Annotated in this window: 11 protein-coding genes and 1 pseudogene; 8 read left to right on the top strand and 4 right to left on the bottom strand. The window is 71.7% G+C overall.

What is annotated here, in order from left to right; translation table 11 throughout:
- The first annotated feature begins 2 nt into the window (after positions 1-2).
- The 3 genes from AC07F0_RS16610 (at position 3) to fabF (ending at position 2,692) form a co-directional block, all read left to right on the top strand.
- Positions 3-1,004 carry a beta-ketoacyl-ACP synthase 3 gene (locus AC07F0_RS16610; protein ID WP_478979484.1) on the top strand — a complete coding sequence of 334 codons (1,002 nt, stop codon included), beginning with the start codon at positions 3-5 and terminating at the stop codon, positions 1,002-1,004.
- 81 nt (positions 1,005-1,085) lie between these two features.
- Entirely contained in the window at positions 1,086-1,334 is a 249-nt protein-coding gene (locus AC07F0_RS16605) for an acyl carrier protein (RefSeq protein ID WP_003989952.1), read from the top strand.
- 86 nt (positions 1,335-1,420) lie between these two features.
- A complete protein-coding gene (fabF, locus tag AC07F0_RS16600; RefSeq protein WP_478979481.1) occupies positions 1,421-2,692 on the top strand; it encodes a beta-ketoacyl-ACP synthase II in 1,272 nt (423 codons plus the stop codon).
- A 154-nt stretch (positions 2,693-2,846) separates the two neighbouring features.
- On the opposite strand, the gene AC07F0_RS16595 is transcribed toward fabF, so the two are convergent.
- Positions 2,847-3,341 (bottom strand): DUF3145 domain-containing protein, encoded by a 495-nt coding sequence (locus AC07F0_RS16595; protein WP_010048534.1) that lies wholly within the window; start codon positions 3,339-3,341, stop codon positions 2,847-2,849.
- 259 nt (positions 3,342-3,600) lie between these two features.
- Here AC07F0_RS16595 and AC07F0_RS16590 point away from each other — a divergent pair, with 259 nt between their 5' ends.
- Both AC07F0_RS16590 and AC07F0_RS16585 read left to right on the top strand, forming a co-directional pair.
- Positions 3,601-4,488, top strand: coding sequence for an SGNH/GDSL hydrolase family protein (locus AC07F0_RS16590; RefSeq protein ID WP_478979478.1), 888 nt, complete (start codon positions 3,601-3,603; stop codon positions 4,486-4,488).
- A 28-nt stretch (positions 4,489-4,516) separates the two neighbouring features.
- Complete coding sequence (locus AC07F0_RS16585) at positions 4,517-5,488, top strand: aldose epimerase family protein (protein WP_478979475.1); 972 nt, start codon at positions 4,517-4,519, stop codon at positions 5,486-5,488.
- An 87-nt stretch (positions 5,489-5,575) separates the two neighbouring features.
- Here the strand turns inward: AC07F0_RS16585 and AC07F0_RS16580 are convergent, their stop codons facing one another.
- Positions 5,576-8,056 carry a beta-glucosidase H gene (locus AC07F0_RS16580; RefSeq protein WP_478979911.1) on the bottom strand — a complete coding sequence of 827 codons (2,481 nt, stop codon included), beginning with the start codon at positions 8,054-8,056 and terminating at the stop codon, positions 5,576-5,578.
- A 65-nt stretch (positions 8,057-8,121) separates the two neighbouring features.
- Here AC07F0_RS16580 and AC07F0_RS16575 point away from each other — a divergent pair, with 65 nt between their 5' ends.
- On the top strand, positions 8,122-8,703 hold the full coding sequence (locus AC07F0_RS16575; protein ID WP_436728804.1) for a TetR/AcrR family transcriptional regulator: 582 nt from the start codon (positions 8,122-8,124) through the stop codon (positions 8,701-8,703).
- Here AC07F0_RS16575 and AC07F0_RS16570 read toward each other — a convergent pair.
- Positions 8,613-9,218 carry a RidA family protein gene (locus AC07F0_RS16570; RefSeq protein WP_478979473.1) on the bottom strand — a complete coding sequence of 202 codons (606 nt, stop codon included), beginning with the start codon at positions 9,216-9,218 and terminating at the stop codon, positions 8,613-8,615. The genes AC07F0_RS16575 and AC07F0_RS16570 overlap by 91 nt on opposite strands.
- An 11-nt stretch (positions 9,219-9,229) precedes the next feature.
- Here AC07F0_RS16570 and AC07F0_RS16565 point away from each other — a divergent pair.
- Together AC07F0_RS16565 and AC07F0_RS16560 are read left to right on the top strand one after the other, a co-directional pair.
- Positions 9,230-9,470: pseudogene (locus AC07F0_RS16565) on the top strand (LysR substrate-binding domain-containing protein); the annotation flags it as partial.
- A gap of 106 nt (positions 9,471-9,576) precedes the next feature.
- On the top strand, positions 9,577-10,809 hold the full coding sequence (locus AC07F0_RS16560; protein ID WP_478979470.1) for a pyroglutamyl-peptidase I: 1,233 nt from the start codon (positions 9,577-9,579) through the stop codon (positions 10,807-10,809).
- On the opposite strand, the gene AC07F0_RS16555 is transcribed toward AC07F0_RS16560, so the two are convergent.
- Entirely contained in the window at positions 10,763-11,587 is an 825-nt protein-coding gene (locus tag AC07F0_RS16555) for an EI24 domain-containing protein (RefSeq protein ID WP_478979467.1), read from the bottom strand. The genes AC07F0_RS16560 and AC07F0_RS16555 overlap by 47 nt on opposite strands.
- Positions 11,588-11,721 lie beyond the last annotated feature (134 nt).

The following is an 11,721-nucleotide window of genomic DNA, read 5'->3' as shown; positions in this document are numbered from 1 at the left end:
GCATGGCGAAGATCAAGCCCAGCAAGGGCGCCCCGTACGCGCGGATCCTCGGCGTCGGCGGCTACCGCCCGACCCGGGTCGTGCCGAACGAGGTGATCCTGGAGACGATCGAGTCGTCCGACGAGTGGATCCGATCGCGCTCCGGCATCGAGACGCGGCACTGGGCCTCCGACGAGGAGACCGTCGCCGCGATGTCGATCGAGGCGTCCGGCAAGGCCATCGCCGACGCCGGCATCTCCGTCGAGCAGATCGGCGGCGTGATCGTCTCCACCGTCTCGCACTTCAAGCAGACCCCGGCCATCGCCACCGAGATCGCCGACAAGCTGGGCACCGACAGGGCCGCCGCCTTCGACATCTCGGCGGGCTGCGCGGGCTTCGGCTACGGCCTCACGCTCGCCAAGGGCATGATCGTCGAGGGCTCGGCGGAGTACGTCCTGGTGATCGGCGTCGAGCGGCTGAGCGACCTGACCGACCTTCAGGACCGCGCGACGGCCTTCCTGTTCGGCGACGGTGCCGGCGCGGTCGTGGTCGGCCCGGCCCAGGAGCCCGCGATCGGCCCGACCGTGTGGGGCTCGGAGGGCGACAAGTCCGACACCATCAAGCAGACCGTGCCGTGGACGGACTACCGCGACGGGACGGTCGAGAAGTTCCCCGCGATCACCCAGGAAGGCCAGGCGGTGTTCCGCTGGGCCGTGTTCGAGATGGCGAAGGTCGCCCAGCAGGCGCTGGACGCGGCCGGGATCACCGTGGACGACCTGGACGTCTTCATCCCGCACCAGGCCAACGTGCGGATCATCGACTCGATGGTGAAGACGCTGAAACTGCCGGAGCACGTCACGGTCGCCCGTGACATCCGCACCACCGGCAACACCTCGGCCGCCTCGATCCCGCTCGCGATGGAGCGGCTCCTGGCGACCGGCGAGGCGAAGAGCGGCGACACCGCGCTCGTCATCGGCTTCGGGGCGGGTCTCGTCTACGCCGCGACTGTCGTTACCCTCCCCTAGGCACGCTGTGCCGGATCATGCGGTCCGGCACAGGAGAAACACCTGCCACACCCTCTGGAACATCTACGAAGGAGCGCCGACATGGCCGCCACTCAGGAAGAGATCGTCGCCGGTCTCGCCGAGATCGTGAACGAGATCGCCGGCATCCCGGTTGAGGACGTCCAGCTGGACAAGTCCTTCACCGACGACCTGGACGTCGACTCGCTGTCCATGGTCGAGGTCGTCGTCGCCGCCGAAGAGCGCTTCGACGTCAAGATCCCGGACGAGGACGTCAAGAACCTCAAGACCGTCGGCGACGCGACCGACTACATCCTCAAGCACCAGGGCTGATCAGCCGATCAGACCCCTGGGCTGACTGCCCCGCCACCCGGCGGTGGCGCCGCTTAATCCTCGGATCCGTTGGAGAAAGAATTCCCGTGAGCTCGACCAATCGCACCGTGGTCGTCACCGGTATCGGCGCAACCACACCGCTGGGTGGCGACGTAGCCTCTACCTGGGAGGGTCTGATCGCCGGACGTTCCGGCGTCAAGCCCCTGGAGCAGGACTGGGCCGCCGATCAGGCGGTCAAGATCGCCGCCCCGGTCGCCGTGGAGCCGACCGAGGTCATCCCCCGGCCGCAGGCCCGCCGACTGGACCGCTCGGCGCAGTTCGCGCTGGTCGCCGCCAAGGAGGCCTGGGCGGACGCCGGTTTCGAGGCGAAGGCCGGCGAAGACCCCACCATCGACCCCGACCGGCTCGGCGCGGTCATCGCCTCCGGCATCGGCGGCGTGACGACGCTCCTCGACCAGTACGACGTGCTCAAGGAGAAGGGCGTCCGCCGCGTCTCCCCGCACACCGTTCCCATGCTGATGCCCAACAGCCCGTCAGCCAACGTCGGGTTGGCCGTGGGTGCCCGGGCCGGCGTGCACACGCCGGTCTCCGCCTGTGCCTCCGGCGCCGAGGCCATCGGCTACGCCATCGAGATGATCCGCACCGGCCGCGCCGACATCGTCGTCGCCGGCGGTACGGAGGCGGCGATCCACCCGCTGCCCATCGCCGCGTTCGGCAACATGATGGCGATGTCCAAGAACAACGACGACCCGCAGGGCGCGTCGCGTCCCTACGACGTGGCCCGCGACGGCTTCGTCCTCGGCGAGGGCGCCGGTGTCATCGTCCTGGAGTCCGCCGAGCACGCCGCCAAGCGCGGGGCCCGGGTGTACGCCGAGGCGGTCGGGCAGGGCATCTCCGCCGACAGCCACGACATAGTGCAGCCGGAGCCGGAGGGGCGGGGCATCTCGCAGGCCCTGCAGAACCTGCTGGAGCGCACCGACCTGGACCCGGCGGAGATCGTGCACGTCAACGCGCACGCGACGTCGACGCCGGCCGGTGACATCGCCGAACTGAAGGCGCTGCGGAAGGTGTTCGGTGACGACACCGACCACATCGCGGTGTCCGCGACGAAGTCGATGACCGGGCATCTGCTGGGTGGTGCGGGTGGTGTCGAGACGGTGGCGACCGTGCTCGCGCTGTACCACCGGGTGGCTCCGCCGACGATCAACGTGGAGACCATCGACCCCGAGGCCGAGGCGAACGCGGACGTGGTGCGGGGTGAGGCCCGGAAGCTGCCGGTCGACGGGCGTATCGCCGCGTTGAACGACTCGTTCGGGTTCGGTGGGCACAACGTGGTGCTGGCGTTCCGGACGGTTTGATCCTGCCTTACGGCGAGTGGCCCGGACTCTTCGTGAGTCCGGGCCACTCGCCGTTCTGTGTCGCGTGGTGTGCCGGGTGCGCGTCGGTGGGGGTTGTTCGAGCCCGCGCGGCGGAGCCGCATATCGAAACAGCCCCGCGCCCCTGAAAGGGGCGTTACACCACCTGGTGGAGCCAGCGCACCGGGGCGCCCTCGCCTGCGTAGCGGAAGGGTTCCAGCTCGTCGTCCCAGGGCTTGCCCAGGAGTTTGTTGAGCTCGGCCTCGAGATCCGTCTCGCCGCGCTGGCTGCGTTGCAGCGCCGCGCGCAGGCGGTCCTCGGGGATGAGGATGTCGCCGTGGATGCCGGTGACGGCGTGGAAGATGCCCAGGTCGGGTGTGCAGCTGTAGCGCTCGCCCTCGGCGGTGGGGCAGGGTTCCGCGGTGACCTCGAAGCGGAGCAGGTGCCAGCCGCGCAGCGCGGAGGCGAGCTTGGACGCCGTGCCGGCCTGGCCCTGCCAGGAGAACTCCGAGCGCCAGGTGCCCGGGGCGGCGGGCTGACGGATCCAGTCCAGGCTGACGCGCGTACCGAGCACCCCGGCGACGGCCCACTCGACGTGCGGGCACAGCGCGCGCGGCGCCGAGTGCACGTACAGAACTCCACGTGTCGTCACCGGAACCTCCGGGCAGAGCGGGACATCTTGGAAAGGGGCGGAACGGCTGTGACCGGGCGGGTCACGTTGATGGCGAGGCTACCGTGCGGTGACGCAAGGAGTGTGACGTACGGTCGGTCCCGGTGCCGGGAAACGCCCGCCATTCACCCAGGGGGACGCTTGTACGGGTGTGAGCCGTTGCACCTGATCGGTCGGGAACCCTCGTGCGTTGTTATTGGTTGGGGAGACAGGCACGGCGCGGCGAGGGGATGGACCAGGGATGCGGAAGCGAAGCCACCGCCCGCGCGTCGTTCTTGCCCTGGCCGTGGCGGCGGCCCTGGGTGCCGCCGGGTGTGACGCTGTCGGGGGCGACTCCCCCGTCCCGTCCGCCACCGCCAAGCCGTCCCCCAGGCCCACACCCCTCTGGGACCGCAGCCCGAGTTCCGTCGCGGCCGTGGGGGATTCCATCACACGGGGTTTCGACGCCTGTGACGTGCTGTCGGACTGCCCGGAGGCGTCCTGGGCGACCGGTGCGAGCCCCGAGGTCGACTCCCTCGCCGTCCGGCTGCTGGGGCGGGCGGGAGCGGCGAAGCGGAGCTGGAACTACGCCGTGACCGGGGCGCGGATGGCGGACCTGCCCGGGCAGATCGCCCAGGCCGTGCGGCGGAAGCCGCAGCTGGTGACGGTGATGGTGGGGGCCAACGACGCCTGCCGGGCCACCCCTTCGGCGATGACCCCAGTCAGCGAGTTCCGCGCCGACTTCGAGGATTCCCTGCGTTCCCTGCGCGAGGCGCTGCCCAAGGCCCAGGTGTTCGTGGCCAGCGTGCCGAACCTGAAGCGGCTGTGGTCCGAGGGCCGTACCAGCCCGATGGGCAAGCAGGTGTGGCAGCTGGGCATCTGCCCGTCGATGCTGGGTGACGCGGACGCCCTGGACTCGGCGGCCAACCTGCGGCGGAACACGGTGCAGAAGCGGGTGGAGGACTACAACAAGGTCCTCAAGGAGGTCTGCGCCAAGGACAAGCGGTGCCGCTACGACGGGGGCGCGGTGTACGACTACCGCTTCGGCACCGCCCAGCTGAGCCGCTGGGACTACTTCCACCCGAGCGTGAACGGACAGGCCCGGTTGGCGGAGATCGCCTACCGGACCGTCACGGCGGAGCGGGCCTGACACCTGGGCCTGACTTAGAGTTCCGCACATGAACGAACTCTTCGGCACACTTTCCGACAGCACGCCGGTGCACCGCTGGACCCTGGAGCGGGCGGGCGTCCGGGTGCGGGTCCTGTCGTACGGCGGAATCGTGCAGTCGATCGAGGTGCCGGACCGCGACGGCAGGGCCGGGGACGTGGTGCTGGGGTTCCCCGGCCTCGACGGCTATCTCGCTCACCCGGAGCCGTACCTCGGCGCCCTGGTCGGGCGGTACGCCAACCGGATCGCCGGGGCCCGGTTCCCGCTGGACGGGCGGACGTACGCGCTCGAACCGAACAACGGGCCGAACGCGCTGCACGGTGGCGTGCGGGGCTTCGACCAGCGGGTGTGGGAGGGGACGCCCGTCGAGCACGGGGTGCGGCTCGCGCGGGTCAGTCCGCACGGGGAGGAGGGCTTCCCGGGACGGCTGGAGGTCTCGGCGACGTACACGCTCCAGGAGAGCGGTGCGCTGCGGATCGCGTACGAGGCGGTGACGGACGCGCCGACCGTGGTGAACCTGACGAACCACAGCTACTTCAACCTGGCCGGTTCCGGTGACGCGGGCGGTCACGAGCTGCGCCTGGCCGCCTCCCGGTACACGCCGGTGGACGCGGACCTGATCCCGACCGGCAGCCTGGACGACGTGACCGGCACGCGCTTCGACTTCCGCGAGGCCCGCAAGGTCGGCGCCGGTTACGACCACAACTTCGTGCTCGACAAGGGCGTGACGGACGTCCCCGAACAGGTCGCCGAGCTGCACGACCCGGCGTCCGGGCGGGTGCTGACGGTGGCGACCACCGAACCCGGACTCCAGCTGTACACCGCCGACCATCTGGGCGAACCCTTCGCGCCCGGCGACGGCATCGCGCTGGAGACCCAGCACTTCCCCGACTCACCGAACCGGCCGGAGTTCCCGGGCACGGTGCTGCGGCCGGGCGGGGTGTACCGCTCGGAGACGGTGTACGGGTTCGGCATCCGCTAGGCCCTGTCGGGGGCCTGGGAAACCACGAGCCCCGGTCCAGGGGTCAGGTCCCGGACCGGGGCTGCTCGGTGGGGAACTTGTCCCGGATCAGACGTTAATCGTCGCGGTGATCCTGCGGTCCGTGATCGAGCGCCCGACCTGGATCTCGTACGAACCCTTCACACACGACCACGACATGGTCGTCTCGTCCCAGATCTCGAAGGCCCGGCGCGGCAGTTCGACGGTCGCCTCGACGCTCTCGCCGGGTCCGGCGTCCACGCCCGCGAAACCGGCCAGCCAGCGGACCGGGCGGGCGGGGTCGGGTTCGCTCGGGGCGAGGTAGAGCTGGACGACCTCGTGGCCGGGGCGGTCGCCGGTGTTGCGGAGGCGGACCTTCGCGGTGGTGGTGTCGGCTGCGCCTTCGATCTCGACCGACTCGTAGGTCCAGTCGGTGTAGCCGAGGCCGTGGCCGAAGGGGTAGGCGGGGGTGCGGCCCTGCTTCTCCCAGGCGCGGTAGCCGATGAAGGCGTCCTCGTCGTAGGGGAGTTCGCCGCCCTCCGGGACGACCTGGGTGACCGGGGCGTCGGCGAGGGAGCCCCAGGTGGTGGGCAGGCGGCCGCCGGGTTCGTGGGCGCCGGTGAGGACGTCGGCGAGGGCCGCGCCGCCCTCCTGGCCCGGGAACCAGGTGAGGAGCACGGCGGCGACGTCGTCGCGCCACGGCATCTCCACCGGGGAGCCGGCGTTGACGACCACCACGGTGTTCGGGTTGGCGGCGGCGACGGCGCGGACCAGGTCGTCCTGGCGGCCGGGCAGGCGCAGGTCCGTGCGGTCGAAGCCCTCCGACTCGACGCGGTCGGTGGTGGCGACCACGACGACGGCCGTGTCGGCGGCGCGGGCGGCCGCGGCGGCCTCGGCGATCAGCTCGTCGGGGTCGCGCTGCGGGTCCTCGTGGGCGAGCGTGAAGCCGATGGTCCGCATGGGGTGGTCGCTGGACGGCGGGACGGTGTAGGTCAGGGAGATCTCGACCGGTTCGCCCGTGGTCAGGTCGACCCGGGCGTGGGGCACCGGGGATCCGAAGAAGGCCGCGAAGGGGTCGCCGTCCTCGGCGGGGCGCTGGACGTCGTCGAAGTAGGTGGTGCCCGCGACGGTCAGCCTGAAGGGGCCGAGGCCCTTGATGCCGAAGGTGTGCGTGCCGGTCTCGCGCGGGGTGAAGGTGCCCGTCAGCTCGACGGTCGCCAGGGTGTCGTGGGTGACGCCGTCCGGGAGGTCGTCGCCCATCCACTGGATGTGGCCGCCGGCGGCCGAGCGGGTGCCGAGGACGGTGCCCTCCCTGTCGCGGCACACGGCGCGCAGCTCGAAGCCCTGGTCGGCGATGGGGAGTTCGGTGTTCGGGTCGGCGCCGAGGACGTAGGTGAGGCTGCCGTCGGGGAGGGCGGCGGTGAGGCCGTCGAGCGGCGAGACGGTCCGGGCGGGGAAGACGGTGGCGGAGCCGCCGCCGAGGACGCGGGCGTCGCGGGCGGCGGCGCCGATCAGCGCGATCCTGCCGGGCTTCAGCGGCAGCGCGCCGTTCTCGTTGCGGACGAGGACGAAGGAGCGGCGGGCGATCTCGCGGGCGAGCGCCTCGCCGTGGACGGGCTCGGGCAGGTCGGTGACGGCCGGTTCGGCGCCCTCCAGGACGCCGACGCGGGCGGCGAGGCGCAGCACGCGGCGGACGGCCTCGTCGACCTGCGCCTCGTCGGCCCGGCCGTCCCGTACGGCCTGCGCGAGGGCCTCGCCGTAGACGGTCCGCGGGCCGGGCATGGCGATGTCGAGGCCGCCGGCGAGGGCGCCGGTGGTGGAGCGGGCGGCGGTCCAGTCGGAGACGTTGATCCCGTCGAAGCCCCACTCGCCGCGCAGGACCTCGTTGACCAGGTAGTGGTGCTCGGTCATCGTCGTGCCGTTGACCGAGTTGTAGGCGGTCATGATGCCCCAGGGGTGGGCGTTCTCGACGATCGCCTCGAAGGGGGCCAGGTACAGCTCGCGCAGGGCGCGTTCGCTGACGAGGTTGTTCACGGTGAGGCGGTCGGTCTCGGCGTCGTTGGCGACGAAGTGCTTGACGGTGGTGCCGACCCCGCCGGACTGGACGCCCCGGACGTACGCGGCGCCGATCCGGCCCGTGAGGTAGGGGTCCTCGCTGTAGGCCTCGAAGTGGCGGCCGCCGAGCGGGGAGCGGTGCAGGTTGACCGTGGGGGCGAGCAGGACGTGGACGCCCTTGCGGCGGGCCTCCTGCGCCAGCAGCACGCCGGCCCGGTGGGCGAGCCCCGGGTCCCAGGTGGCGGCCAGGGCGGTCGGTGAGGGCAGGGCGACGGACGGGTCGTCGGCGCTCCAGTGCACCCCGCGGACGCCGATCGGGCCGTCGGACATGACCAGTGAGGCCAGTCCGGCCTCCGGCAGGGCGGGCAGGCTCCACATGTCCTGGCCGGCCAGCAGCCGCGTCTTGGCGTCCAGGTCGAGCTTGCCGAGGGCGGCCTCGACCGCCGCCTCGCGCCGTACCTCTGCTGTCTCCGCCACGTCGGCACCTCCATGTCGAAAGCCGCTGGATGTCACCATCGTGCCCGGGTTACCTGCCATGCGGTAGGTTTCGTTACCTCCTCGTGATACTTGTGTGGTTCGACATGTCGTACGGTGACGCCATGACGGCCAGGACGAGAAGCGCGGAACGGCGCGCTGAGATCGTGCGGGCCGCTCTGGAAGTGATCGCCGAGCGCGGTTACCGCGGGGCGAGCCTGGCGGCGGTCGCCGAACGGGTCGGGCTCACCCAGCAGGGGCTGATGCACCACTTCCCGACCAAGGAGGCGCTGCTCGTCGCGGTGCTCCAGGAGCGGGACCGCTGGGACGCGATGCCCGCCGGCCGGCTGCGGCTGGACCTGCTGGCCTCGCTCGTCGAGTACAACGCGATGCGTCCCGCCATCATCCAGACCTTCTCGGCGCTGCTCGGCGAGAGCGTCACGGAGGACCATCCGGCGCGCGCGTACTTCACGGAGCGCTACACCGGGGTCCGCGCCGGCCTGGCCGAGGTGCTGCGCGCCGAGTACGGCGACCGCCTGCCGAGCGGCCTCACCCCCGAGCGTGCCGCGCCCCTCCTCGTGGCGGTCCTGGACGGCCTTCAGTACCAGTGGCTGCTGGACCCGGAGTCGGTCGACATGGCGTCCGCGTTCCGGGACTTCCTGACGCTGCTGGGCGAGAACGAGGACTGACCTAGTGCCGCGGCAGGCAACGTCCGCCCCGTTGCGACGCCCGGCACCCTCCCCCACTGTCTTGAGGGCGTGGGGGGTGCCCCCACTCGCCGCACCGGCCGAAAGCCCAAGTACGTCCAGTACGAGGGCTTCCGGCCGGCACTCCCCCAGCCTTCGGCCGGGAGGACCCCCAGAGCACGCACCGGACGCCGCTGCTTGACGGGCGAACGTCGCCTGCCGCGGCACCAGCGAACGGCCGGGACGGCGGCCACGACCTCCACCTCGACGAAGGCCTCCGGCCGGAAGAGCAGGGACACCTCGAAGGTCATGCTGGTCGGCGGGGTTCCGGTGAGGAACTGCCGTCGCACCGTGCCGTATTCGTCCAGCTTCGAGATGTCGGTCAGGTACGTGCGGATGCTGATCACGTCGGCCAGGGTGGCGCCGTGTGCCTCCAGCAGGGCGGCGAGGGTCTCGAAGACGCCCCGGGTCTGCTCGGTGAGGGTGTCGCCCTCCGCGATCTGGCCGGAGACGAACAACAGGGCGCTGCCACGTCGTCGGCGAGTGGACCGCCAAGCAGGGCTACGTCGCCGCCGGGCTCGGTGTGACGCTCGTGCCGGCGCTCGCCGCCGAGGCCGTCCGTCCGGACATCAGGCTGCTGCGGGTGCTCGACGAGGGCGCCCCGGCCCGGGCGGTGTACGCGGCGACCGTGCGGGGGGCGGACCGTGACCCCGGCGGCCGTGGCCTTCCTGGGGGCGGTGCGGGAAGCCGCGGCGGCCGTCCCTTCGTGATGCGCACGCCGGCCCCGCCCATGGCGTGGACCACTCCCGTCACGCGATACTGCGGCCGTCCGGCACCACTCAGCGCACCCCACTGCGACGGAAGGCCCGAACTCCCTTGATTTCCCTGCGTATCCGGATCGGTGTCCTCGGTCTGACCCTGCTGACCGGCTTCAGCACCCCGACGGCCGCGAGCGCCGCCGGGGCGGCCCCCTCCCCCACCGTCGAGGAGCGGCGGCTCGACCGAGCCGTCCCGCAGGAGATCCTGCGGCGCTCCGGATTCGACACCGTCGCCCCGCGGTTCGCCCGGGCCCTGTACGAGGCCCGTTCCTACGCGCAGGCCCGCCGGGCCGTCGTGCGCGAGGGAACGGGGCTGTGGCGGCGGGCCGTCGACCGGGCGCAGGGGCGGGGTCCGGCGGGCGGGGACGTCAGCCGGGACGACGACCGGCCGCTGTACTGGGCGCGGCTCGGCATGACGCGTGAAGTGCGCACCTGGGAGCCGGAGTTCGGCCTGACGGACCGACAGCGGGCCGCACTGCTGGACGAACTGGAGCGCACCTCGCGCGGCCAGACGGCCATCGGGTATCCGCAGGGCAAGGGCCTGAAGCGGATTCTGGTCACCGGCTTCGACCCGTTCACGCTGGACCGGGACATCCGTATCTCCAATCCGTCCGGCGCCACCGCGCTCGCCCTCGACGGCACCGTGATCGAGACGGCGGACGGTCCGGCCCGGATCGAGACGGCCGTGTTCCCGGTGCGCTGGCAGGACTTCACGCGGGGCACGGTGGAGCGCACGCTGCGGCCGTACCTGCCGAAGGTCGACCTGTTCACGACCGTGAGCCAGGGCCGGGTCGGGCGGTTCGACGTCGAGCGGACCAACGGGGCCTGGCGGGGCGGCTTCGCGGACAACGACAACGTCGGCCGCACGGAGACCGTCCCCGTCACCGACCCGGCCTCGCAGCCGCAGTGGACGACGACCACGCTGCCGTACCGGGCGATCGTCGCCGCGGACACCGGCCGTTTCCCGGTGTACGACAACACGAGCGTCACGGAGATCCCGGCGGGCGGCACGGAGCCCGTCGTCCGCCCGGACGGGCCGACGCCCGGCTCGACCGCCCGGGCAGGCGGCGGCGGTGACTACCTCTCCAACGAGATCGCCTACCGGGCGACGCTGCTGCGGGACCGGCTGGGGCTGCACGACGTCCTGCCGGGCGGCCATGTGCACACGCCCGTGCTCCAGTTCGGCACCGGGAACACCACGGAGGTCACCGACCCGGAGTTCGTGCGGAACCGGCTGGACATCATCACGCAGGTGAGGACGATCCTGAGGGTGGCTGCTCAGGAGTCGTGACGGCAGCGTCGCCCTCCGCGCCGTCCTCCCGGTTCTCCTCGCCCAGCAGGTCCCGCGCCATGAGGGTGGCACCGGCGACCGCGCCCGGCATCAGGAACACCGCGACGAACGGGACCAGGAAGGCCACGGCCAGCGGCGTGCCGAAGCCCCAGACGAGGGTCTTGCGGGAGCGGAGCAGACCGAGGCGGGTGCGCAGTTCGACGCCGCGGCGCTGGAGGGCGACGGCGGTCAGTTCCTCCGTGAGGAAGAACCCGGTGACGAAGAACCCGATCACTGGTACGGCCGTCTGGCCGACGACGGGGATGAAACCGCACGCGAACAGCAGCACCCCCCACAGGGCGGCCCGGACGACGATCCGCAGGCTGTCCCGGGCGGAGATCCACAACTCCCGCCAGAGCGGCAGGCCCGACTCGGGCGCGTGGCCGTCCGGGGACACGTCCCGGTCGACCTTCTCGGAGAGGTTCTCGTAGAAGGGCTGCCCGATCAGCAGGGTCACCGCGGTGAACGTCACGACGGACAGGAGCAGGGCGAGGGCGAACAGCACGGCGGTCAGGAAGCCGCGGAAGAGCCCGAGCCACGGGCTCGACCAGTCGTCGGCGAACGGGGTGGCCCAGGCGACGGCGTCCTCGCCCCACAGCGCCAGTGCGACGAGCGCCGCCACGTACAGGACGAGGGTGATCAGGCCGGGGAGCAGCCCGAAGCCGTACTGCTTGCCGTGCCGGGCCACCCACCGCTGGCCCTTCAGCAGGTACCGGAAACCCACCCCGAGATCGCTCATGGGAAAACCCTATCGGGGCAGGCCGAGCCACTCCCCGACAGGGCCGTACGGGTCACCGGTGACACCAAGGCGGCCTTGTTGCCGTTGAGTCGAACCGGTACACCTCGCCGTACCGATCTCAGGAAGCCCCTCAG

Source organism: Streptomyces sp. NPDC045955 (genome assembly GCF_056430805.1).
This window is presented reverse-complemented; position numbering and strand designations above follow the sequence as displayed.